The 21,524-nt window shown below is 72.9% G+C and carries 24 protein-coding genes; 14 read left to right on the top strand and 10 right to left on the bottom strand.

What is annotated here, in order from left to right:
- Positions 1-277 precede the first annotated feature (277 nt).
- From ACZ6RT_RS20950 to ACZ6RT_RS20960, 3 genes are all read right to left on the bottom strand, one after another.
- Positions 278-811 (bottom strand): hypothetical protein, encoded by a 534-nt coding sequence (locus tag ACZ6RT_RS20950; protein ID WP_399195225.1) that lies wholly within the window; start codon positions 809-811, stop codon positions 278-280.
- Positions 812-963: 152 nt separating this feature from the next.
- Positions 964-1,383 carry a hypothetical protein gene (locus ACZ6RT_RS20955; RefSeq protein ID WP_470155466.1) on the bottom strand — a complete coding sequence of 140 codons (420 nt, stop codon included), beginning with the start codon at positions 1,381-1,383 and terminating at the stop codon, positions 964-966.
- 270 nt (positions 1,384-1,653) lie between these two features.
- Positions 1,654-2,679, bottom strand: a complete 1,026-nt coding sequence (locus ACZ6RT_RS20960; protein ID WP_470155467.1) for a hypothetical protein — start codon at positions 2,677-2,679, stop codon at positions 1,654-1,656.
- 114 nt (positions 2,680-2,793) lie between these two features.
- Between ACZ6RT_RS20960 and ACZ6RT_RS20965 the strand changes: the two genes are divergently transcribed.
- From ACZ6RT_RS20965 to ACZ6RT_RS20975, 3 genes are read left to right on the top strand one after another with little or no spacing between them, the layout of a single operon-like run.
- Positions 2,794-3,489: a TetR/AcrR family transcriptional regulator gene (locus tag ACZ6RT_RS20965; protein WP_470155469.1), complete on the top strand. Its 696-nt coding sequence runs from the start codon at positions 2,794-2,796 to the stop codon at positions 3,487-3,489.
- 20 nt (positions 3,490-3,509) lie between these two features.
- Complete coding sequence (locus ACZ6RT_RS20970) at positions 3,510-3,707, top strand: hypothetical protein (RefSeq protein WP_470155471.1); 198 nt, start codon at positions 3,510-3,512, stop codon at positions 3,705-3,707.
- A gap of 42 nt (positions 3,708-3,749) precedes the next feature.
- Complete coding sequence (locus ACZ6RT_RS20975) at positions 3,750-4,502, top strand: hypothetical protein (RefSeq protein ID WP_399195216.1); 753 nt, start codon at positions 3,750-3,752, stop codon at positions 4,500-4,502.
- A gap of 350 nt (positions 4,503-4,852) precedes the next feature.
- Here the strand turns inward: ACZ6RT_RS20975 and ACZ6RT_RS20980 are convergent, their stop codons facing one another.
- Positions 4,853-5,050 carry a DUF6191 domain-containing protein gene (locus tag ACZ6RT_RS20980; RefSeq protein ID WP_470155473.1) on the bottom strand — a complete coding sequence of 66 codons (198 nt, stop codon included), beginning with the start codon at positions 5,048-5,050 and terminating at the stop codon, positions 4,853-4,855.
- 152 nt (positions 5,051-5,202) lie between these two features.
- On the opposite strand from ACZ6RT_RS20980, the gene ACZ6RT_RS20985 reads away from it, so the two are divergent.
- The 3 genes from ACZ6RT_RS20985 to ACZ6RT_RS20995 all read left to right on the top strand — a co-directional run bounded on the left by ACZ6RT_RS20985 (position 5,203) and on the right by ACZ6RT_RS20995 (position 7,465).
- Positions 5,203-6,042 carry an SGNH/GDSL hydrolase family protein gene (locus tag ACZ6RT_RS20985; RefSeq protein ID WP_399195212.1) on the top strand — a complete coding sequence of 280 codons (840 nt, stop codon included), beginning with the start codon at positions 5,203-5,205 and terminating at the stop codon, positions 6,040-6,042.
- Positions 6,043-6,152: 110 nt separating this feature from the next.
- Positions 6,153-6,527 carry an STAS domain-containing protein gene (locus tag ACZ6RT_RS20990; RefSeq protein WP_399195210.1) on the top strand — a complete coding sequence of 125 codons (375 nt, stop codon included), beginning with the start codon at positions 6,153-6,155 and terminating at the stop codon, positions 6,525-6,527.
- A 458-nt stretch (positions 6,528-6,985) separates the two neighbouring features.
- Positions 6,986-7,465 carry a nuclear transport factor 2 family protein gene (locus ACZ6RT_RS20995; protein WP_399195208.1) on the top strand — a complete coding sequence of 160 codons (480 nt, stop codon included), beginning with the start codon at positions 6,986-6,988 and terminating at the stop codon, positions 7,463-7,465.
- Between the two features lie 78 nt (positions 7,466-7,543).
- On the opposite strand, the gene ACZ6RT_RS21000 is transcribed toward ACZ6RT_RS20995, so the two are convergent.
- Positions 7,544-7,669 (bottom strand): hypothetical protein, encoded by a 126-nt coding sequence (locus tag ACZ6RT_RS21000; protein ID WP_470155476.1) that lies wholly within the window; start codon positions 7,667-7,669, stop codon positions 7,544-7,546.
- 123 nt (positions 7,670-7,792) lie between these two features.
- Here ACZ6RT_RS21000 and ACZ6RT_RS21005 point away from each other — a divergent pair, with 123 nt between their 5' ends.
- From ACZ6RT_RS21005 to ACZ6RT_RS21030, 6 genes are read left to right on the top strand one after another with little or no spacing between them, the layout of a single operon-like run.
- Positions 7,793-8,797 carry a fumarylacetoacetate hydrolase family protein gene (locus tag ACZ6RT_RS21005; RefSeq protein WP_470155478.1) on the top strand — a complete coding sequence of 335 codons (1,005 nt, stop codon included), beginning with the start codon at positions 7,793-7,795 and terminating at the stop codon, positions 8,795-8,797.
- Positions 8,797-9,756 carry a cyclase family protein gene (locus ACZ6RT_RS21010; RefSeq protein ID WP_470155480.1) on the top strand — a complete coding sequence of 320 codons (960 nt, stop codon included), beginning with the start codon at positions 8,797-8,799 and terminating at the stop codon, positions 9,754-9,756. The genes ACZ6RT_RS21005 and ACZ6RT_RS21010 overlap by 1 nt, the downstream gene beginning before the upstream one ends.
- A gap of 6 nt (positions 9,757-9,762) precedes the next feature.
- Positions 9,763-10,890, top strand: coding sequence for an FAD-dependent oxidoreductase (locus tag ACZ6RT_RS21015; protein WP_470155482.1), 1,128 nt, complete (start codon positions 9,763-9,765; stop codon positions 10,888-10,890).
- On the top strand, positions 10,887-11,978 hold the full coding sequence (locus tag ACZ6RT_RS21020; RefSeq protein ID WP_470155484.1) for an amidohydrolase family protein: 1,092 nt from the start codon (positions 10,887-10,889) through the stop codon (positions 11,976-11,978). Before ACZ6RT_RS21015 ends, ACZ6RT_RS21020 begins: the two co-directional genes overlap by 4 nt.
- 29 nt (positions 11,979-12,007) lie before the next feature.
- Positions 12,008-12,946, top strand: a complete 939-nt coding sequence (locus ACZ6RT_RS21025) for a VOC family protein (protein ID WP_470155485.1) — start codon at positions 12,008-12,010, stop codon at positions 12,944-12,946.
- Between the two features lie 7 nt (positions 12,947-12,953).
- Entirely contained in the window at positions 12,954-13,916 is a 963-nt protein-coding gene (locus ACZ6RT_RS21030; protein WP_470155487.1) for a fumarylacetoacetate hydrolase family protein, read from the top strand.
- On the opposite strand, the gene ACZ6RT_RS21035 is transcribed toward ACZ6RT_RS21030, so the two are convergent.
- Positions 13,872-14,900: an AraC family transcriptional regulator gene (locus tag ACZ6RT_RS21035; RefSeq protein WP_470155489.1), complete on the bottom strand. Its 1,029-nt coding sequence runs from the start codon at positions 14,898-14,900 to the stop codon at positions 13,872-13,874. The two genes, ACZ6RT_RS21030 and ACZ6RT_RS21035, sit on opposite strands and share 45 nt — an antisense overlap.
- Positions 14,901-15,004: 104 nt before the next feature.
- Here ACZ6RT_RS21035 and ACZ6RT_RS21040 point away from each other — a divergent pair, with 104 nt between their 5' ends.
- A complete protein-coding gene (locus tag ACZ6RT_RS21040) occupies positions 15,005-15,919 on the top strand; it encodes a LysR family transcriptional regulator (protein ID WP_399195190.1) in 915 nt (304 codons plus the stop codon).
- Between the two features lie 53 nt (positions 15,920-15,972).
- Here the strand turns inward: ACZ6RT_RS21040 and ACZ6RT_RS21045 are convergent, their stop codons facing one another.
- The 4 genes from ACZ6RT_RS21045 to ACZ6RT_RS21060 form a co-directional block, all read right to left on the bottom strand.
- The gene (locus ACZ6RT_RS21045) at positions 15,973-18,207 is read right to left on the bottom strand and encodes a beta-glucosidase (RefSeq protein ID WP_470155492.1); all 2,235 of its coding nucleotides are present in this window, start codon (positions 18,205-18,207) and stop codon (positions 15,973-15,975) included.
- Positions 18,208-18,396: 189 nt separating this feature from the next.
- Positions 18,397-19,335: a helix-turn-helix domain-containing protein gene (locus ACZ6RT_RS21050; RefSeq protein WP_470155494.1), complete on the bottom strand. Its 939-nt coding sequence runs from the start codon at positions 19,333-19,335 to the stop codon at positions 18,397-18,399.
- 89 nt (positions 19,336-19,424) lie between these two features.
- Entirely contained in the window at positions 19,425-19,985 is a 561-nt protein-coding gene (locus ACZ6RT_RS21055; RefSeq protein WP_470155496.1) for a YdeI/OmpD-associated family protein, read from the bottom strand.
- Positions 19,982-20,389: a VOC family protein gene (locus ACZ6RT_RS21060; protein ID WP_470155498.1), complete on the bottom strand. Its 408-nt coding sequence runs from the start codon at positions 20,387-20,389 to the stop codon at positions 19,982-19,984. The genes ACZ6RT_RS21055 and ACZ6RT_RS21060 overlap by 4 nt, the downstream gene beginning before the upstream one ends.
- 122 nt (positions 20,390-20,511) lie before the next feature.
- Between ACZ6RT_RS21060 and ACZ6RT_RS21065 the strand changes: the two genes are divergently transcribed.
- A complete protein-coding gene (locus ACZ6RT_RS21065; protein ID WP_470155500.1) occupies positions 20,512-21,489 on the top strand; it encodes a helix-turn-helix transcriptional regulator in 978 nt (325 codons plus the stop codon).
- Positions 21,490-21,524 lie beyond the last annotated feature (35 nt).

The following is a 21,524-nucleotide window of genomic DNA, read 5'->3' on the forward strand; positions in this document are numbered from 1 at the left end:
GGCCGTGTTCTCCCAGGCCGTCCGGGCCGGTGGGGCCTCCTCGCCCCTCCCGGTCACGGACCGCCCGGACGGGAGGAGGGCCGGGCGGCCACCGGACCCGGCCGCACGCGACGACCGGCGGATCGCGCCGTCCGTGTCCGGGTGCTCCCGTCGATCGCCGGTCGATTCCCGGTGTCGCGCGATCCGCTCATCGGCGCTCGATCGTTCCAGCACCTTTACAATGTAGATTCATAAACGGGATCATGTCCGGCCCGGCGGCCGCCGGGCCGGTCGCCGTTCAGCGGCCGTATGCCTTCTCCCTCGGCAGCGGCCCGACCCCGGCGCGCCGTCCCGGCCGCATCGCGGCGTGCCGCTGCCCGGGGCCGGGCCCGGAGCGGGCGGCCAGCAGGTCGGCCACGACACCGGTGGCGAAGGCGTACACCGTCTTGTGCAGCAGGTCGACCACCAGCTCACGGCGGGGCCAGGTCTCGGGAGGCGCGCCGACCCCGGTGGCGTTCTCCAGGATCTGGTCGTTGGTGACCCGGACCACCGCGAACTTCGCCGAGGACCACGGGCCGCGCAGCCCGGCGTGGGACATCACCGAACGCAGGACGCCCAGCAGGATGCCCTGCCCGGCGTGCATGGCCCAGTTCACCGGCTCGGGCTGGCGTCCGGGCCGCTCGGCCATACCGGTCAGCCGTTCCAGGACCCGCGCCGGAACGTGGGAGTCGGGGCGGCCGGTCAGCCGCTGCTCCACCTTCTCCCCCAGTGTCATCACCGCGACACCGGCCGCCCCGGCGACCAGTCCCTGCCACAACGCGTGTTTCATCATGACCGCCCCGTACCCGAAAGCGGCGTCGTGTCACCGACCGGCCCGGCCGTCCCGCCGATCCCGGTCCCGGCCCCGGTCCCGGGTGTGGTTTCGTACGACGGCCGGCGTCGCCACGGGGGGGCGACGCGCGCCGGCCGTGAAACGGCGGCGGATCACATGATGACGATCGAGAATGCTTGGTCCACCCACTTGTCGGGCATTCCGGTGATGACGTGGAAGGTGTCCTTCTGGGTTCCGCAGGCGGGGTGCGGCCACATCGAAACACGAATTCCGTACTCGAAGGACGTGTACTGCAGGGTGGCCGAAGGAACGAGTTTCGTGATGTCCAGGTCCTTGTCCTCCAGCTCGACGCAGTACTGCCCGACGGCGGGCTTCGTGACCGCCCTGACGCCCTTGGCGCGGTTGATGCTCCCATCGGCGTTGATGACGGCGGCGGCCTGCGCGTACGGGGTCGCGGCCTTGGCCGGGACCGGGGTGTTCGCGCTCGCGCCTCCCGTCCAGGCGGCCCCCGTGGCGAGGCCGATCGCCGCACCGGCGCAGACGAACGCGATGATCCTGCTCCTGTCGAACATGTGATTCTCCTTTTTCCCGCGCACCTCGTGAATAATCCGAGGAAAGCGCTGAAGCCATGCGGTCATGTCCGGCACGTCTCGGCGGATAAGCGCGCGTGGTCCACGACGGCCGGGTAAAGGTCTCACCGTGTCCGGGGTCCGTATGGAATCAGGATGATTTAAGCGTCAAAGCGCTGGAAAATGAATTCGGCGGCGTTTGTGATTCCGTCCGGCATGCCGGTGCGGAACGCGCCGGGCCCGCCGCCTCGGCGCTCCGCCGCCCCTGTCGTCTCAGTGCCTCCGGTAGTGGTCGGCGACGGCGGCGAACGCGGCCTTGGGCTCCCACGGCATGTCCGGGTAGGTGGTCCCGAGGCGGTCCTCGTAGAACCTGACGATGCCGTAGCTCGCCAGGTCCAGGTCGTCGCGGGGGTCGCCCCCGGGGCGGTGCGGGTGGTCGGGGAGCGCGAAGGTGAACACGAAGGCGCCGTCGACGCCTCCGGCCTCGAAGACCTCCAGCAGCTCGCGCAGGTACGCGGCCTGGCCGGCCTCGTCCCGGGCGTACTCCCCCTTCAGCCGCAGCGGCGCGCGGGTCTCCTTCTCGTACTCGACGACCTCCAGGCCGCGGGCGCCCCTGTCGCCCGCGCCCCGGTAGGTGGCCGAGCCGAACTCGGTGATCGCGACCGGCTTCCCCCGCGCGACGAGGCCGGCGACGCCCTCGGCGAAGTGACCGGCGATCTCGGCCGACCGGTAGAGATCGAAGGACATGATGTCGAAGGGGGCCCAGTCGACCCGTTCGAGCGGTACGGACGCGTAGGTCACCCTGCCGCCGAAGTGCTCGCGGACGAGCGCGACGGCCCTGCCGAGGAAGTCGTTGACGGCCGCGGAGACCTCGTCGACCCGCTCCTGCAGACGGCCCGACCCGGTCAGCGACTCGACCCGCTCGTCGATGTCGTCGCCGGGCAGGAATCCCCTGTTCATCAGGCTGAGCTCGGCGCCGGTGACGAACACGACCTCGGCGCCCCGCCGCCTGATCCGTTCCGCGCGCACGGCGCAGTCGGCGAACAGCGACAGCGTCTCCTCCTCGGTCAGCTCCAGGGGGTAGGGAGAGAACCACACCTCCAGGCCGAGGTCGGCGGCGTGCGAGGCCACGATCTCCATCCGCTCCGGGTCGCCCCCCATGACGCGGACCGCGTTGCAGTGCAGGTCGTCACGGATGACGCGCAGCTCGCGCCTGGCCACCTCCGGGTCGAAGGACGGGTGGCCGAGCACCCCCTTGTGGAGGAAACCGGTGTCGTAGCTGATGCCTTTTGCCCGCATGTCATGCCTTCTTCCAACGAGAACTTTAAGGTACTTGTCGTACCTTATGTGCGAGCGCGCGGGCATGGCAACCAGAATGGGAGGACATGATCGGCACCGAGCGCGGGAAGGGCCATGACAGAGGATCCGACGGGACGGCCGGGCGCCGGGCGGACACGGCGACGCGGAGCCGCCCTGGAGGAGGCGATCCTGCGCGCCGCGGCGGAGGAGCTGACCGAGGCCGGATACGCCGGGCTGACCATGGACAGGGTCGCCGCCCGCGCCGGCACCAACAAGAACGCCATCTACCGCCGCTGGCCGAACCGCCTGTCGCTGGGCATCGCCGCCTACCGGCGGCTGACCACGACGGTCTCCCCTCCCGACACCGGCGATCTGCGCGGTGACGTCCTGGAGTGGCTGCGCCGGGCGAACCGCCACTGGAGCTCTCCCCTCGGCGCGATCCTGCGCGAGCTGCTGTCCGCTGCCGGAGGCACGTCCGAACTCCTGGCGCAGCTGCAGGAACGGTCCGGCGACGCCGCGGCCGCCCCGTGGCTGACCATCCTGGAGCGCGCGGTCGCACGGGGCGAAGCGGCTCCCGAGGCGCTCCATCCGCGGGTCGCCACCGTGGCGATCGTCCTGCTGCGCAACGAGTTCGTCGTACGCGGGGTCCCCACCGTGTCCGACGACGTCCTCGTCGAGATCGTCGACGAGGTGTACCTGCCCCTGGTACGGCGCCGGGCCGACGGGGACGGCTCCCCGGCTCGCGACCCCGGCCCGGCCGGCGCTCCCCGGCGGGAACCGGACCCGGGGATCGACGCGCGGAACGAGTGATCGTCGATCAGAGTGGTGATGTGACCTGTCGAGACTGCAAGACGTGCACCAACGCCGCCGTCGTCCGCGTGGGGCAGCGCTGGATGGTCGGCCTCCTCTACCTGGCCACCGTGGGCGTCGGCTTCGTGATGAAGCGCGGGTTCATGCGGCACTGCCCGACCTGCAGGCACCTGCTGAGCCGCCACCTGCGCCGGGCGGACGGGTCGTTCCGCGACTAGGCTGTTTCGTTTGCCTCTTGCGAGGCTTGTCATACTTCCCGGATGGAGATGCAGGCCCTGGAGGCGGCACGGCGCTGGCTGGCCGATCGGGGCGTCCGCCAGGTGCGCAACGGGTGGGTGAGCGACGAGAAGCCGGACGTGCCGCTCACCGCCGGCCAAGTGGCGCACTCCTGGGCCGGCGATGTGTTCACCGAGGACCTGGATGCAGCCGACCAGGTGCGGCTGGCCTTCGGGCTGCTGGACCTCCTGGACGAATACTGGGTCACGTGCGAGATCCGGTTCGCGAACGAGGGTGCGGACGGCCCCCTGCCGGCCGGCGTCCTGTGGGACGGCTATCGTCAGCGGTTGGAGGCGGACCGGGACGTCGAGGCCGTCACCTACTCGCTGTGGGTGGACTGGTTCGAGGACCACACCACTTCCGCGACGGCCTTCGGCGAGGTCCTCGGTAACGACGTCGACCGAGTGGTGGCCGAGCGATCGGAACCCCTCCTGCGCCGAGCCCGTCGGGTTCTGGAGTGTTCGGGCCCGGTGCGCTGGACGGTGAAGGAGCCGACGTACCGCACCGTCGTGCGGCTTCCCGCCCTGCATTCGTCCCTCTTCCGCGGTCTTCGGGCGAGCTTCCACGACGTCTACGGCGACCTCGAACCGGCCGCCGCGCTGGCCCTCCTCGACCGGCTGGATCTTCCCGCGAACACCCGGCATCGTGCCGAACTGCGCCACGTACTCGCCGCGGGACACAAGAACCACCACCGCAGCCCCGGCGCCTGGGACGATGCGGTTCGCTCCTGCTCCTGAGCCGCGGGTTCGGCACCTGCCGCGTGCCGGTGAACGCGGACGACCGTGGAGCCCACCGATACGACCCGGTTCACGTCTTCGTCGGCACTGGACCTCCGGCTCCGCCCTCCCGTGGCCGGCGCGACCCCCTCGGGCCGTACGGGTGAGGTGCCAGGCCATGACCGTCCACGACAGGCCCCACAGGAGGAAGAACGGCGACCAGAGCATCAGGTCCCGGCGGGCCAGGTGGAGGGCCTGTTCGGCGTGCCCGTACGGTGGTGGCCGCAGGCCGGTGAGCACCAGCGTGTCGCCGACGAACCCGTAGCCCACCGGGCCGAAGGACCGCACGACGCCGCCCGGCATCACCGATGTCACGACCCCGGCCCCCTGTCCGGCAGCGTGATGACGATGACGTCCCGCCCGCAATCGACACGGCCGGGCGGCGGCGCGCCCCCGTGCTCGTCCTGACGAAGCATCGACTCGACGCGCCGCTGCTCCTCGGCCGTCCACCCCGCGGGCCCCTCCACCCGGGCATCGCCTCCGGGAGGGCGGTGACAGCCGTGCACCACGACCCGCCCACGACCCGCCCACGGTTCCCCTCACCGCCTGACAGCGGACTTGACCTGAGCGTAAGGTTTCTGTTCCCCCTATGTACGGCGGGCGCGAAGCGATTCATGATCGGCTCAGCACCCGGCACACCCCCCGGACAGAGGTAGGTCCCTTGTCTAGACGCCATGCCCTCCAGATCGTCCTCATCCTGCTCGCCGCCCTCGGCTGGGCCGTGGTCCCGACCACCCCGGCGACCTCGGCCACCGTCGCGCCGCCCGGCTCCATGTCCGGGCTGGGCGACTCGATCACCCGCGGGTTCAACGCCTGCGGCTGGTTCGCCGACTGCACCAGCCGATCGTGGTCGACGGGGTCGAGCACCTCGGTCGACAGCCACCGCAACCGGATCAGGACGCAGAACCCCGACCTGGTCGCCTACAACGACGCCCGGTCGGGCGCGAAGATCGCCGACCTGGCCGGGCAGGCGAGGACCGCGGCCTCCCGGGGCGTCGACTACGTGACGATCCTGATGGGCGCCAACGACGCGTGCACCTCCTCGGAGTCGTCGATGACCTCGGTGGCCGACTTCGAGAGCGGTTTCCGGGCGGCGATGCAGGAGCTGGCGGCCGGGATCCCGCAGGCGTCGGTGTTCGTCGCCAGCATCCCCGACCTCAAGCGCCTGTGGTCGGTCGGCAAGGACAGCTCCTCGGCGCGTACGGCGTGGAGCGCCTTCAACATCTGCCGGTCGATGCTGGCCTCCCCCCGCTCGACGGCCGCGGAGGACGAGGCGCGCCGTGACCGGGTCAGGCAGCGGGTCGTCGAGTTCAACGACGTGCTGGCCCGGGTCTGCGCGGAGTACAGCACCTGCCGGTACGACGGCGGCGCCGTCTTCTCCTACCCCTTCACGCTGAGCCAGCTCAGCACCTGGGACTACTTCCACCCCAGCACCAGCGGGCAGCGGGCCCTCGCGGAGGTGACCTACCAGCCCCTCCTTGCGACGGCGTCCGACGTGTAGCCGAGAATCCGCCCCCGGCCGAGGGCTCGTTCGCGGCCGGGGGCATTTCCGCGCTTCATCGGGGTATCGCGGGGGCGCCAGCGGCGCCGACGCGACAGAGGAGGACCCGGGTGAACGAGCGGCACCGCCAGGAGTTGCGGGTACGGGTGACCCATCACGGTCACTGCAGCGTCCTGGAGATCGGCGGGCATCTGGACTTCATCACCGGGCCCACGCTCGTCGACCACGTGGAGGCGGTCTGGGAGCGGAGCCCGGGTCCCCGCCTGGTGATGGAGGTCTCCGGGCTGACCTTCTACGACTCCACCGCGCTGGCGGTGCTGGCCAACACCCACCACCGGGTCCTCGCCACCGCCACCGGCCGGCTGGTGTTCGTGGGCATGCCTCCCGGGTTGCGGCACCTGCTGCTCCGCACCGGCCTGCTGCCCCACTTCGCGCTGCGCGACAGCGTCGACGAGGCCGTCGCCGACCTGCTCCCGACGGCGTGAGGACCCGTCCCCGCACAGACCGGTGACGCGCGCCGGCCGTTGCCGGTCGCCGAGGCTCCCTCCCCGGACGGTCTGGCGGCGTCTCGTCCCGCGTGCCCGCCCGCGGCACGCACCGGCCTTACTCCCTTTCCTGGTTTGACAGGTTAGATGCCGGCGTCGTAGCGTCTCACCGACGAAATCAATTATGACGGTTAGGTGCGTCCGGGTACGCCCGCCGGGCACCCGGAACCGCGGATCCTCCGATCGAGGATCGCGACGGCACGGGCCCCGGTCCCGGCTCCGGCTCCGGCTCCGGCTCCGAAGGTGACGCAACGGGGACGACGGCGGTGACGGCGACGGCCACGGCCACTGGGCGACAGCCATGGCCACGGCCGTGGCCGGGCCTGGCGGACGTCCGCGAGCGCCGATCCCGGCCGGCAGGCCCGGCCGTCACCACACCGACCCATCGGGAGCCCGACATGAGCACCGGCCACCACGACAGCGAACCCCCGCGCCATCCGCTGCCGCCCTTCACCGCCGACACCGCGCGGGACAAGGTGCAGGCCGCGGAGGACGCCTGGAACAGCCGCGACCCCCGGCGCGTGGCCGCCGCCTACACGCCCGACAGCACCTGGCGCAACCGTTCGACCTTCCTCACCGGCCGCGACCGGATCGAGGCGTTCCTCACCGACAAGTGGGAGCGCGAGCTCGACTACGCCCTGCGCAAGGAGCTCTGGGCGTTCGGCGACGACCGCATCGCCGTCCGGTTCCAGTACGAATGGCATGACGCGACCGGCCAGTGGTGGCGCAGCTACGGCAACGAGCAGTGGGAGTTCGACGCCCGCGGCTACATGAGCCGCAGGGAGGCCAGCATCAACGACGTCCCCATCGCCGAGGACCAGAGGCGCATCCACGGCCCCCGGCCCACCGGCGACCGCACCGCCATCCCCCTGCGCTGACCCGGCCCGGACCCGACCCGGACGCCGGCCCGGACGTTCCGCGCCCGCCCGCGGCGGGAGGGCGCGGAGTGCCGGTGGTCAGGAGCAGGTGTACCCGGACGGCGGCGCGGTGTCGCCGTCCGGGCGGCTCACCTGGAAGCCGACGCCGGTGACGGAGACCCCGGGGGTGAGGGTGCCGTCGAAGACGGCGTTCCTGATCGTCACGGTGCGCCCGCGGCACACATCACCGTTACCATCCATCCGCTGGATGTGGCCATGCGAAGAATCAATTTCCTAGATTCGCTTCGTTGGCCCAGGGTTGGGGGCACCGTAACGGGAGGAAACACCTTGGAAACACCCCCGCCCCCTGCCGGCCCGTTCGCGCTCGGCACCTTCTCCACCGGTGACGGCCCGGCCTTCCCCGGTCTGGTCGCCGGTGACCGGGTCCTGGACCTGCGCACCGTCCCCGGCCTTCACGCGACCGGCCGGGACGCGCCGACCGTCCGCGCGCTGCTGGAACGGTGGGACGCCGTGCTGCCGCTGCTGCACGCCGCCGCCGCGTCGTCCAGGGACGAGTGGTCGCCGCTCGCCGGCCTGCGGGTGCACGCCCCGGTCGAGCCCCGGCAGATCCTGCAGTCCGGCGCCAACTACCGCACCCACGTCATCGACCTGGCGGTGGCGCACGAGCCCGCGGGCGGACGTCCCGCCGAGCAGGTCAGCGCCGAGACCGCGGCGATGATGGACCGCCGCGCGGCCGAGGACGAGCCGTACGTGTTCGTCGGCCTGCCCTCCTCGGTCACCGGCCCCTACGACGACGTGGTGATCCCGGCCTGGTGCGCCAAGCCCGACTGGGAGCTGGAGCTGGCCGCGGTGATCGGCCGCCCGGCCTTCCGGGTCCCGGTCGAGCGGGCGGCCGAGCACGTGGCCGCCTACACCGTCGCCAACGACCTCACGGCCCGCGAGCTGGTGTTCCGCCGGGACATGCCGGAGATCGGCACCGACTGGCTGCGGGCCAAGAACGCGCCGACGTTCACCCCGCTGGGCCCCTACCTGGTGCCGTCCGCCTTCGTCGCCGACCCCGGTGACCTGCGGATCACGCTGAGGCTCAACGGCGAGGTCATGCAGGACGAGTCCACCAAGGACATGATCTTCGGCGTGGCGCGGCTGGTGTCGTACATCTCCCGGACCGTGAAGCTGCTCCCCGGAGACCTGGTGCTCACCGGCAGCCCGGCCGGCAACGGCATGCACCGGGGACGGCTGCTGCGGCCCGGCGACGTGATGGAGGGGACGATCACCGGTCTGGGCGTGCAGCGCAACCGGTGCGTGGCCGACCCGCACGGCCGGGAGGGCTGATGCTCGACCGTACCGACCCCGAGGGCGCCATCGCCGAGGCCGCCGCCCGCTGCTCCAACTGGGGCCGCTGGGGGGACGACGACGTGCTGGGCACGGTCAACTTCATCGACGAGGCCGAGCGCCGCCGGGGCGCGGCGCTGGTCCTCCGGGGCGTCTCCTTCTCCCTGTCGCAGCGCTTCGACACCGACGGGCCGCAGAAGGGCTGGCGGCGCCGTACCAACCCGGTGCACACGATGACCGACACCGGCCTGGACGCGGTGCACGGCGATCAGGGTTTCCCGCACGGGTTCGGCGGCGCGGACGACGTCATCGCCATGCCGCTGCAGTGCTCCACGCAGTGGGACGGCCTGGGTCACATCTTCGACCACGGCGTGGCGTGGAACGGCCGCCCCGCCGACAGGGTGGTGACCTCCGCGGGTGACCTGGTCACCGGCATCGAGCATCTGGCCGCTCCCGTCGCGGGCCGCGGCGTCCTGCTCGACGTCGGCCGCGCGTTCGGCGAGCAGGGAGAGCTGCCGGACGGCTTCGCGATCACCGAGGAACACCTCGTCTCCACCGCCGAGGCGCAGCGCGTCACGGTCGGCCGCGGCGACATCGTGTGCGTGCGCACCGGCCGGCTCACCCGGGCGCGCAGGGAGGGCTGGGGCGACTACGCCGGCGGTCCCGCCCCGGGCCTGTCGTTCACCACCGCCGGCTGGCTGCACCGCACCGAGATCGCCGCGATCGCCACCGACACCTGGGGCTTCGAGGTGCGTCCCAACGAGTTCGACCACGCCTTCCAGCCCCTGCATCAGGTCGTCATCCCGCACATCGGCCTGCTCGTCGGCGAGATGTGGGACCTGGACGCCCTCGCCGCCGACTGCGCCGCCGACGGCGTGCACGAGTTCTGGCTCACCGCCGCCCCGCTGCCCGTCACCGGCGCGGTCGGATCCCCCGTCAACCCCCTGGCCGTCAAGTGAGACCCCATGACCGCGATCGGTAACGTCCTCATCGTCGGCGGCGGCACCGCCGGATCGGCCCTGGCGATCCTGCTCGCCCGCGGCGGCGTCGCCGTGGACGTCGCGGAGATCAAACCGGAGCTCACCGCGCTCGGTTCGGGCATCACCCTGCAGGGCAACGCGCTGCGGGTGCTGCGCGACCTCGGGGTCTGGGAGCGGGTCGCCGCCTCGGGCTTCGCGTTCGACTCCCTGGGACTGCGCACCCCCGACGGGAGGCTGCTCGCCGAGATCCCCGACGCCCGCACCGGCGGCCCCGACCTGCCGGCGACGCTCGGCATGAACCGTCCCGAGCTGGCCGCGATCCTCGCCGACGCCGTACGCGGGTCCGGCGCGCGGATCGCGCTCGGCCTGACCGTGGAGAGCCTCACCGACACCGGCGACGGCGTGCGGGCCCGGATGTCCGACGGGACCACCGGTACCTACGACCTGGTCGTGGGCGCCGACGGCATCCGCTCCAAGGTCCGCGGGCTGCTGGGCGTCGAGGCCGCCGTCCGCTCGACCGGCATGGGCATCTGGCGCATCCACACCCGCCGCCCCAAGGAGGTCGAGCGCACCGACCTGGTCTACGGCGGCCCCTGCTTCATCGCCGGTTACTGCCCCACCGGCGAGGACACCATGTACGCCTACCTGGTGGAGAGGGCCCGGCCCCGCGAGTCGGTGGCCGACGCCGACAAGCCCTCCCACATGCGGGCGCTGGCCGAGGCCTACGGCGGCGCGTGGGAGGCGATCCGGGCCGACATCACCGACCCCGGCCGGATCCACTACACCTGGTTCGAGTCGCTGCTGGTGGAGCGTCCCTGGAACCGCGGCCGCGTCGTGCTGATCGGCGACGCCGTGCACGCCTGCCCGCCCACCCTCGCCCAGGGCGCGGCCCAGTGCCTGGAGGACGCCGCCGTCCTGGCCGAGCTGCTGCTCGGCGCCGAGCGGCTCGGCCAGCCGCTGTTCGACACCTTCATGGACCGCCGGTACGAGCGGGTGAAGGCGGTGGTCGAGGCGTCCCTGCGCCTGGCCGAGTGGCAGCTCCACCCCGCCCCGGACGCCGACGTGCCCGGCCTGATGGGCCGCATCGCCGAGATGGTGACGCGACGCCCGTGAACGCCACTCCCCCGAACCTCACGCCCGCTCACGCCGCAACCCCTCACGCCACATCCGAGGACGCCGCGCCCGCGGGCACGGCGCCCCCCGGCGACACGCCCGCGCCGACCGTCGACGTGCACGCCCACGTCATCCTGCCCGGCGTCGAGCAGGCCGTGGCGGACCACCCGGGCCTGCGGGAGCACCGGGCACTGGACGCGCGCCGCAACGGGCCCGAGTCCCTGTCGGTCTCGGGCCGGATGATCGGCGAGCGCGTCGCGCGGCTCACCCGCGTACCGGACCGGCTGGCCGACATGGACGCCGCCGGGGTGGACGTCCAGATCGTCAGCCCGTCGCCGTCGCACTACCACTACTGGGCCGACGAGGAGCTCGCCGAACGCGTCTGCCTGCTGGCCGCCCAGGGCACCGCCGAGCACTGCACCCAGGCCCCCGGCCGGCTGTACGGCCTGGGCCTGGTGCCCCTCCAGCACCCCCCGCTGATGGTGAGGCTCCTGGAGCACGCTCTCGGCCTGGGCCTGAAGGGGGTGGAGATCTCCTCGCACGCCCCCGGTCGGGAACTGTCGGACCCGGGGTACGAACCCTTCTGGGCACGGGCCGCCGAGCTCGGCGCCGTGGTGTTCGTCCACCCGTTCGGCTGCACTCTGGACGAGCGGCTGGACCGGTTCTACCTGTCCAACATCGTCGGGCAGCCGGTCGAGAACGCCGTCGCCCTGTCCCACCTGATCTTCTCCGGGGTGCTGGACCGGCACCCCGGCCTGAGGATCGTCGCGGCCCACGGCGGCGGCTACCTGCCCACGTCCCTGGGCCGGGCCGACCACGGGTGGCGGGTGCGCCCGGAGGCGCGCGGCTGCGCCTCCCCGCCGAGCACCTACCTGCGGCGCCTGTGGTTCGACTCCCTGGTCTACGAGCCCGCAGCCCTGCGCGCCCTGGCCGGTGTCGCCGGGACCTCCCGGGTGCTGCTCGGCTCGGACCACCCCTTCGACATGGGCGTCGAGGACCCCCTGGACCGGCTGCGCGCCGCCGGGTTCGACCGGGACGCCTTCGACGCGATCCGCGGCGGCAACGCGGTCGCCCTCTTCGACCTGTAAGGACTCTCCGATCTGCAAGGAGCACGACCGTGCCCGACCGTCTCATCACCCACCTGCGCCACGTCGACCTGGCCGTGCCCGACCACGACAGGCAGCGGGAGTTCTACTCCGGCGTCTGGGGCCTGACCGAGGTCGCCGGCGACACCGGCATCAGCTTCCTGGCCGCCGAGGGCTCGCCCGAGCAGTACGTCGTCCGGCTGCGCAAGGCCGACGAGAAGCGGCTCGACCTGATCTCCTTCGGCGCCGCCACCCGGGCCGACGTCGACGCCCTCGCCACCCGGCTGCGCGCCGCGGGCGTCCCGCTGGTCTCCGAGCCCGCGACGATCGACACCCCCGGCGGCGGGTACGGCTTCCGCTTCTTCGACCTCGACGGCCGTACCGTGGAGGTCTCCGCCGACGTGGCCGTCCGCGCCCACCGCAGGCTGGAGCCCAAGGAGGCGGTCCCGGTGCGCCTGTCGCACGTGGTGCTCAACGCCCCCGACATCGACGCCACCCGCGCCTGGTACGAGCGGCACCTGGACTTCGCGCTGTCGGACACCCTGGCCCACCCGCACATGGGCCGGGTCATGCACTTCATGCGCTGCAACCCCCAGCACCACAGCCTGGCCATCGCCCGCGGCCCGCACACCTCACTGCACCACGTCAGCTTCGAGCTGCGCGGCGTCGACGAGTACATGTACGGCACCGGCCGGCTGCTGCGCGCGGGCGTCCGCATGATCTGGGGACCGGGCCGTCACCTGGCCGGGGACAACACCTTCTCCTACTTCCTGGACCCGCACGGCAACACCGTGGAGTACACCACCGAGCTGGAGGAGCTCGACGAGGACGCCTGGCACCCCCACGTCCACGACTTCTCCGCCCCGGAGGTCACCGACCAGTGGGGCACCGCCAACCCGATGAACGAACTCATCGCCAAGGAGTCCTTCAACGACCCCGACCGCGGCGTCTTCGTCGCCCCGCCGGTCTGAGGCCGTCGTGCGTCTCGCGACCTTCACCCACCGGGGCCTGCGCCGCAGCGGCATCGTCGAGGGCGTTGACGGCGTTGACGGCGTCGAGGGCGGCGTCCTGTCGCCCTTCCCCGAGGGGACCGACCTCCTCGACGTCGTCCGCACCGGCCGCGTCCCCGCCACCGGGGCGGCCGTGCCCCTGTCCGAGGTGCGGCTGCTCCCGCCGGTCGAGCCGCCCTCGGTCCGTGACTTCGTCACGTTCGAGGAGCACGTCGAGGGCGTGCGCCGCAGCGTGAGCGGCGCCGAGGGCGTCCCGGACGCCTGGTACGACGCGCCGGCGTTCTACTTCGCCAACCCGTCCGCGATGGTCGGCGCCCACGACGACGTCCCGGTGCCGCCCGGCTGTCACGTCCTGGACTTCGAGCTGGAGGTGGCCGCGGTCGTCGGCCGCGAGGGCCGCGACCTCTCCCCCGAACGGGCCCGCGACCACATCTTCGGCTACACGATCTTCAACGACTGGTCGGCGCGGGATCTGCAGTCCCGGGAGATGCAGGTCGGGCTCGGCCCGGCCAAGGGCAAGGACGGCGCCACCACCCTCGGCCCGTGGCTGGTCACGGCCGACGAGCTGGAGCCCTACCGCGACGCCGACGGCCTGCTGCGGCTCGCCCTGACGGCCGAGGTCAACGGCCGGGAGGTCGGCCGTGACCTGCTGTCCAACATGAGCTGGACGTTCGAGGAGCTGGTCGCCCACGCCTCGCGCGGCACCCGGGTACGTCCCGGCGACGTGCTCGGTTCCGGGACCTGCGGCAACGGCGGCTGCCTGGCCGAGCTGTGGGGCCGGCGCGGCCGCCAGGACCCGCCCCCGCTCCGTCCGGGCGACACCGTCACCCTCACCGTCGAGGGCATCGGCTCGGTCTCCAACACGATCGTCCCCGGTACGGCCGCGTCACCGGTCCCGCGGGCCCGTGAGCGTCCCCGTACCCGCCCCTGACCCCGGTCCGGGCCGGTGGGCGGGGCCGCGGCGGAAGCTCGTGGCGCTCATGCCGAAGTGGGCCCTGAAGCGGCGGGCGAAGTAGTTCTGGTCCGGCCAGCCGACCAGCTGCCCGATACGGGATATGGGGTGGTCGGTCTGCACGAGCAGCATCGCCGCGGTCTCGGCCCTGCGGCGCGCGAGATAGGCCATGGGCGGCACCCCGAAACCCGCCTTGAACAGGCGTACCAGGTAGCCCGGGGTCAGGAAGAGCGTGTCGGCCAGCTCGCCCAGCGACCAGTCGTGTTCGAGGTCGGCCTCCATCAGCCGGACGGCGTCGGCCACCGCCGGATGGACGGGCGGCCCGGCCGGGTCCGGCTCCCCGGCCGGGCCCGGCTCGGCACGGGCGAGCCGGCTCGTGAACAGCAGCAGGTGCCCGACGAGATCGGCGCGGTGCGTCGTTCCCGGCTTCCCGGCCAGGTCGCGCAGCGCGTCGAGGTGGGCGACACAGTCGGCGAGCCCGCGCCGGTCGAGCAGTGCGAGACCCGGTCCCGGACGACGCGGCCCGCCGCCACCACCGCCGCCGCCACCGCCGCCGTCGCCACCGCTGCGGTCACCGTCGTGGTCGTCGTGGTCGCCGAACAGCCGGGCGAGCAGCGGATCCTCCCGGGTCCAGGCCAGCTCGCACAGCAGCACCTCGCGCCGGAAGGCACAGCAGTACGTCTCCAGCCGCCGGCAGTCCTCGTAGGCGTGCCACGTCCCCGGAGGGAGCAGCAGGACATGACCGGCCCGGACGCGGTCCCGGGTGGTTGCGGTGCGATGGACCGCCTCACCGGAGGTGACGACGGTGATCTCGACGTGAGGGTGGGCGCGCGGGGTCGCGTCCGCGGAGGCGGGCCGCAGGCGTCCGGCCTGGAAGACGCGATCACCGAGCCGCGGGCAGCCCGTCACCGGCCTCGCGGTGCCCGCGAGGAGGTGCGCGGAGGGGTGCGGAGCCGTCGTCACCGTGTCGCCTCCCTGGGGGTCCTTCCCCACCCTGGAACACCCCGAGGAATTTGGGAAATAGATAGGTTGTATGAACGAATCCATCTCATGAATTCGAGGGATCGATGGGCCTGGAGAGGCTGGACCTGAACCTGCTGGTCACGCTGCACGCGCTGCTGGAGGAGCGCAACGTCACCCGGGCCGGTCAGCGGATCGGGCTGAGCCAGCCCGCCACCAGCGCGAGCCTAGCCCGCCTGCGGCGGCACTTCGACGACGAGCTGCTGCTGCGCGTCGGCAACGGCTTCGAGCTCACCCCGCTCGCCGCCTCCCTGGTCGGCGCGACCTCGCTCGCGGTCAGCGTCGTCGAGCGGGTCTTCTCCGCCAAGCCCGACTTCGACCCGGCCACCTCCGACCGCGAGTTCACCCTGGTCGGCTCCGACTACGTGCTGACCGTCATCGGCGGGGAGCTCACGCGCGCCGTGGAGCGCGAGGCCCCCGGGGTCCGCCTGCGCTTCCTGCAGATCAACATCCCGAGGGTCGACGACATCGACACCACGCTGCGCTCGGTGGACGGGCTGCTGATGCCGCACGGCTTCATCACCACCCATCCGGCGGTGGACGTCTACACCGACCGGTGGGTCATCATCGCCGACCGGGACCACCCCGACCTGCGCGACGGCATCACCATGGACCACCTGCGGGAACTTCCGTGGGCGGTGACCTTCCAGAGCCCCACCGGCATGGCGTCGGCGGCCCGGCAGCTCGCCATGCTCGGGGTGGAGCCGCGCTTCGAGGTCGTGGTGGAGAACTTCCAGTCCCTGCCCTTCCTGGTCCCCGGCACCAGGCGCATAGCGCTGCTCCAGGAGCGGCTGGCCCTGCGGCTGGCCGCGGTGGCCGACGTCCAGGTGCTGCCCTGCCCGTACGAGGTGGTGCCCGTCATCGAGGCGTTCTGGTACCACGCGGCCAACCACGCCGACGCCGGGCACCGCTGGTTGCGCGAGATCCTCGTCGGCGTGGGAGAGCGGGTGGACCGGCCGTAGCCGGGCCACCCGCTCCGGGGTCCTCGGACGTCCCCCGGTGCGGGGGCCTCCGGTCAGGGGATCTGGAACGCGCCGGTGAGCGAGATGTTCCGCGAGGAGGCGCCCACCTGCACCGCGTACCGTCCCGGTGGCGTGACCCACCGGTCCGCCGCGGCGTCCCAGTAGGACAGCGGCCGGTTCGGGGCCGCCGGGTCCAGGGTGACCTCCACCATCTGCGAGGCGTTCGGTGCCAGCGTCACCCGGGCCCAGCCGGCCAGCCGCCTGGGCGGTTCACCGGCCTGGGCGGGCAGCCCGAGGTAGACCTGGGCGACCTCGGTGCCGGCGCGCTGCCCGGTGTTGGTCACCAGGAACCTGACCTTGACCGGCTGCCTGCCATCGGTCCGCGGCGGGGTGACCGTGAGGGTGCCGTAGGAGAACGTCGTGTACGACAGCCCGTGCCCGAAGGGGAACAGCGGTGTGATGTTCCTGCTGTCGTACCAGCGGTAGCCGACCTTGAGCCCTTCGGCGTGGTCCACCTGGCGGATGCTCTGGTCGCCCTCGGGGCGGGTCGTCCCGCCGCCGGGCAGCACGCCGGGGTACTGGCGGGCCGATCCGGCGGTCGGCAGGTCCGACAGCGAGGCGGGGAAGGTCTGCGGCAGCTTCCCGGACGGGTTGACGTCGCCCCACAGCAGGGAGGCGATCGCGTTGCCCTGCTGGACCCCGGGGTACCACGCCTGCAGGACGGCCTTGACCTTGCCCAGCCACGGCATCAGGACCGGGCCGCCGGTCTCCAGCACCGCGACGGTGCGCGGGTTGGCCGTGGCCACGGCCGAGATGAGGGCGTCGCCGCCGCCGTCCAGGGAGATGTCGGGCAGGTCGGCGAACTCGCCCGCGGTGTAGTAGCCGAAGACGACGGCCACGTCCGCGCTCGCGGCGACCCTGGCCGCCCTCGCGGGGTCGCTTCCGTCGTCGAAGACCACCCGGCCCCCGTCCCTGGCGGCCCGCGCGGTGATCGCGTCGAGCGGCGCGACCGGGTTCGGGCAGTCGACGTAGGGGCCGCCCGGGGGCATCAGCCAGGTGGCCGAGCAGACCGTGCTCGCGCTGACGCCGTTGGTCGGGGTGCGGGACGCGGTCGGGCCGATGACGGCGATCGTCCTGCGCTGCCCGGTGAGCGGCAGGACGGCCGCCTCGTTCTTCAGCAGCACGCCGCCCTCCTCGGCCACCCGGCGGGCCACCGCCTGGTTCGCCGCCGACGACACGTTCGCGGCGGCGGTTGCCGGCAGGGGACGGTCGAACAGGCCCGCGGAGACGAGCGCCCGTACGACACGGAAGGCCGCGGTGTCGATCTGCGCGGTGGTGATCTGCCCGGCGGCCAGCGCGGCCCTGAGCTTCTCCGGCGTCCAGTAGGTGGGCTTGTTCAGCTCCTGGTCCAGCCCGGCCCTCAGGGACGGGGCCGTGGAGGTCACCGCCCAGAAGTCGGAGACGACGAAGCCGCCGAACCCGATCGTGCCGCGCAGGTGGTCGGTCAGCAGGGTGGGGTTCTCACATGAGTGGACGCCGTTGACCTGGTTGTAGGCGCACATGACGCCGCCGGGCGAGCCCTTCTTGACGGCGATCTCGAACGGCAGCTCGTAGATCTGGCGCAGGGTGCGCTCGTCGATGTTGGACGAGCTCAGCGTGCGGTCGGTCTCCTGCTCGTTGCCGACGAAGTGCTTGAGCACCGACAGGACGGGCGCCTGGGGGTTGCCCTTCTGGATCCCCTGGATCTCGGCCGCGGCCAGGTCGCCGCTCAGCAGCGGGTCCTCGCCCAGGTACTCGGAGGTGCGGCCGTTGAGCGGGGTGCGCCCGCTCGCGATGCCGGGGCCGAGGAAGACGTTGCGGCGCTTGCGGAACGCCTCGTCGGCGACGGCGCGTCCCTTGGCGGTGCTCAGGGACGGGTTCCAGCTCGCCGCCTGCGCGATGGGCGCCGGGAAGGCGGTCACGCCGGTGTCGCCGCGGATGCCGAAGGGCCCGTCGGTGTAGGTGAGGGCGGGGGCGCAGGCGACCTGGGCGGGGTAGACGACCCCGTCGGGGAACTGCGTCCGCTGCGGTTCGGCGGCGGGCTGCTCCACCAGCCAGCGCATCTTCTGCTCCAGGGTGGAGGCGTCCAGCAGGGTGCGCGCGCGGGTGTCGGCGGATTTCGTGGTGTCCATCCACGCGCAGGGGGCGGCGGTGGCGTGCGCCGCCGTCGTGACGTGCAGGACGGTGGCGGGAAGCGCGAGGCAGAGGGCGAGCGCGAGCCGCCTCCGGTTTCGTGGCCGATGATGCACCTGGGGTCCTCCGAGGCTGAAAGGGCCGTGGCCCGGTGGGATGGGCCGAGAACCGCCGCCGAGGTGTTTCCGGCGTGTTTCTCGGCCTGCACGGATCATCAGCCGTCGGGTGAGGGGGGCATAGGCCGCGATGAACCACTGCTAGCACGGAACTGACATCGGGCCCGGAGCCGCCGGGGAGTTCGCAGGTCAGTCGTGCCGGGAGGGTTCCCGGTGCTCGCGGCGGCCGTCGCGGGCCGTGGCCGGCCGGTGGGCGAACCTCCTGCGGTAGCCGGAGGGGTTCATGCCGAAGTGCGCCTTGAACCTCCGGGCGAAGTAGTTGGGGTCGGGCCACCCGACCCGCTCCCCGATCCGGGCGATCGGCTCCCGCCCGAGCAGCAGCAGGACCGCGGCGCGTTCCGCGCGCTGCCGCGCCAGGTACGCCATCGGCGGCAGCCCCGTCACGGACGTGAACAGGCGGACCAGGTACTCGGGGGTCAGCCGCAGGTGCGCGGCCAGCTCCGGAAGCGTCCAGTCGTGGGCGGGCCGGTCCTCCATCAGCCGCATCGCCCGGACCACGGCCGGGTGGGCGGGCCCGGCCGGCTCCCCGGAGTCCTCGCGGGTCTCGGCGGCGGCCCGCGCGAGGTGCCCCAGCAGGACCGACAGGTGCCCGATGACGTCGCCGCGGCGGGAGCCGGGACGCGCGCGCGACCGGTCCAGGTCCTCCAGGTGGACCAGGCACGCGCGCAGGCTCTCCTCGGTCAGCGTGAAGGCCAGGGTCCCCCTGCGCCCCGCCGAGTACGGGCCGGTCCACAGCAGGTGTCCCAGCAGCGCGTCCTGCCGGCTCCAGGTGAGCTCGCGGTGCAGGAGCTCGGCGCCGAAACAGCAGTTGTAGACCTGCAGCCGGTCGCAGTCCTCGTACCCGTGCCAGGTGCCGGGCCGCAGCAGGACGGCGTCGCCGCGGCGCAGCGGCTGCCTTCCCGTCATCGTGTGGTGGAACCCGCTGCCCCCGACGACGACGGCGACCTCGACGAAGCTGTGCGTGTGGGCGTAGAAGAAGTCGTGGTGGACGTACTGCCCGGCGTAGACCGGCGAGCCGTCGGTGAGGTAGAGCAGACCTTCCGACTCCGCCACCGGATCGTCGTACATGGGCGCACCCTACCTCGCCGGTACGAGGCCGATCTCGTCCTGGCAAGTGGTGCGTTCCGGCCTGCCGGGTGCGCCCCCGGGGTGGACGATCAGGCCGGGGGACCTCCCGGGTCCTCCAGCAGGGTGGAGATCGCCCCGTCCAGCCGGGCCGCGCGCCCGGCCGGGGTCCTGGCCTTCAGCAGCGGCAGGATCAGCCGGTAGCGGCCGGTCCTGCCCAGCGCGTCGAAGCGGGCGGCGGCGCGCGGGTGGGCCGCCAGCGCACCGGCCAGGTCGGCGGGGACGACGGCGTCGCGCTGGGCGGTGTAGGCGGCCTCCCAGCGGCCGTCCGCCCGGGCCGCGGCGACCTCGGCCAGGCCGGGCGGGCGCATCCGCCCGGCGGCGGTCAGCTCCTCCACGCGCTCGACGTTCACCCGCGACCAGGCGCCGCCCCTGCGGCGGCGCGAGTACCGCTGCAGGTAGAAGTCGTCGTCGTGGGCCCTGCGGTGGCTGTCGATCCAGCCGTAGCACAGCGCGACCTCCAGCGCCTGCGTGATCGTGACCGACGTGGCGGCCGACCCCTTCTTCGCGATCCTCAGCCAGGCGCCGTCGCCGCTCCCGTGGTGGGAGGCCAGCCACGCCTCCCACGCCGCGGCGTCCTCGAAGTGCATCATCGGCCCAGCATCTCCAGGTAGTGGCTGTTGTACATGACGCCCAGCACGTTGCCGAACGGGTCGGCCACCGACGCGGCGACGAAGCCGGGGCCGTGCTCGGTGAGCGGAGTGTGGAGGGTGGCGCCCATGGCGAGCAGCCGGTCCAGCGCGCCTTGGACGTCGTCGACGTGCCAGTGGGTGATCGCGCCTCCCGGCGCGGCGGAGGCGCCCGGCGGGGCGAAACGCCGGTCGATGATGCCGAGCTCGGCCTGGTGGTCGCCGATCCGGAACTCGTAGTACGCGGCCGGCAGCCCGTTCCCCGGGCGCTCGAAGTACGGCTCGACGCCCAGCAGGTCGGCGTACCACGCCTTCGCCGCCTCCAGGTCGTCCGCCCAGAGGGTGACGGTGGCGAGTCCTCGCAACATGCGCTTCTCCTTCGCCGCCGGGGAGCCGCCGGGGTCCGGCTGCCGTGCTCCGAGGCGATGTCCATGACCCTAGGGGGGCAACAGGTCATTGAACGTCCTAGAAGGGATGGCAGGATGGGGGCATGCGCGATCCCTCCGGCCGGCTGCTGCGGCTGCTGTCCCTGCTGCAGACCCCGCGCGAGTGGCCGGGCGCCGAACTCGCCGGCCGCCTGGGCGTCACCTCCCGGACGATCCGGCGCGACGTCGACCGGCTGCGCGAGCTCGGCTACCCGGTCCACGCCACCCAGGGCAACGTCGGCGGCTACCGGCTGACCTCCGGGACGGCCATGCCCCCGCTGCTGCTCGACGACGAGGAGGCGGTCGCCGTCGCCATCGGCCTGCGCGCCGCGGCCACCGCGGCCGTCACCGGCATCGAGGAGACCTCGCTCCGCGCCCTGGCCAAGCTGGAGCAGGTCCTCCCGGCACGGCTGCGCCCCCGGGTGGCGGCGCTGTCGGGGGCGGCCGTCGTCCTGCCCCCGCGGGACGGCCCGGCCGCCGACGCCGGCGTCCTGGCCGCGCTGGCCGCCGCCTGCGTGACGCACGAGAAGGTCCGTTTCGCCTACACCAGGCCGCACGGCGAGGCGACCCGGCGCCTGGTGGAGCCGCACCGGCTGGTGGTCTGGGAGCGCCTGTGGTACCTGGTCGCCTACGACGAGCACCGGGCCGGGTGGCGTTCCTTCCGGGTGGACCGGATGGGCGAGCTGCACCGCACCGGCGTCCGCGTCCCCGCCCGCGAGCTGCCCGGCGGCGTCGACACCGAGACCTGGGTGACCCGGCAGATGCCGCCCCGCGACGTCCGGGCCCGGCTGCTGCTGCACGTGCCCCTCGAACGGGCCGCCGAGAGCGTCCCCGCCTGGCAGGGGGTCCTGGAGGCGGTCGACGACGACTCGTGCCTGCTGCTCACCCACCCCGACTCACCGCGGCACCTGGCCTACCGCGTGATGCTCCTGCCGGTCGACTACACCCTCCTCGACCCCCCGGAACTGGCCGGTCACCTCCGCGCGATCACCGAACGCGCCGGACGGGCCATCGGCGCGTTCGCCGGTACGGACCGTGCCTAGCGTCCCCGCTCCGGCGGGACGGCCGGTCCCGTCGT

The organism is Streptosporangium sp. NPDC050148 (assembly GCF_055586505.1).

What these genes read in the sequence shown, in the direction of transcription:
- ACZ6RT_RS20950 (WP_399195225.1), bottom strand. Translation starts at nt 811, where the DNA reads ATGATGAAACACGCGTTGTGGCAGGGACTGGTCGCCGGGGCGGCCGGT.
- ACZ6RT_RS20955 (WP_470155466.1), bottom strand. Translation starts at nt 1,383, where the DNA reads ATGTTCGACAGGAGCAGGATCATCGCGTTCGTCTGCGCCGGTGCGGCG.
- ACZ6RT_RS20960 (WP_470155467.1), bottom strand. Translation starts at nt 2,679, where the DNA reads ATGCGGGCAAAAGGCATCAGCTACGACACCGGTTTCCTCCACAAGGGG.
- ACZ6RT_RS20965 (WP_470155469.1), top strand. Translation starts at nt 2,794, where the DNA reads ATGACAGAGGATCCGACGGGACGGCCGGGCGCCGGGCGGACACGGCGA.
- ACZ6RT_RS20975 (WP_399195216.1), top strand. Translation starts at nt 3,750, where the DNA reads ATGGAGATGCAGGCCCTGGAGGCGGCACGGCGCTGGCTGGCCGATCGG.
- ACZ6RT_RS20995 (WP_399195208.1), top strand. Translation starts at nt 6,986, where the DNA reads ATGAGCACCGGCCACCACGACAGCGAACCCCCGCGCCATCCGCTGCCG.
- ACZ6RT_RS21010 (WP_470155480.1), top strand. Translation starts at nt 8,797, where the DNA reads ATGCTCGACCGTACCGACCCCGAGGGCGCCATCGCCGAGGCCGCCGCC.
- ACZ6RT_RS21015 (WP_470155482.1), top strand. Translation starts at nt 9,763, where the DNA reads ATGACCGCGATCGGTAACGTCCTCATCGTCGGCGGCGGCACCGCCGGA.
- ACZ6RT_RS21040 (WP_399195190.1), top strand. Translation starts at nt 15,005, where the DNA reads ATGGGCCTGGAGAGGCTGGACCTGAACCTGCTGGTCACGCTGCACGCG.
- ACZ6RT_RS21050 (WP_470155494.1), bottom strand. Translation starts at nt 19,335, where the DNA reads ATGTACGACGATCCGGTGGCGGAGTCGGAAGGTCTGCTCTACCTCACC.
- ACZ6RT_RS21055 (WP_470155496.1), bottom strand. Translation starts at nt 19,985, where the DNA reads ATGATGCACTTCGAGGACGCCGCGGCGTGGGAGGCGTGGCTGGCCTCC.
- ACZ6RT_RS21060 (WP_470155498.1), bottom strand. Translation starts at nt 20,389, where the DNA reads ATGTTGCGAGGACTCGCCACCGTCACCCTCTGGGCGGACGACCTGGAG.
- ACZ6RT_RS21065 (WP_470155500.1), top strand. Translation starts at nt 20,512, where the DNA reads ATGCGCGATCCCTCCGGCCGGCTGCTGCGGCTGCTGTCCCTGCTGCAG.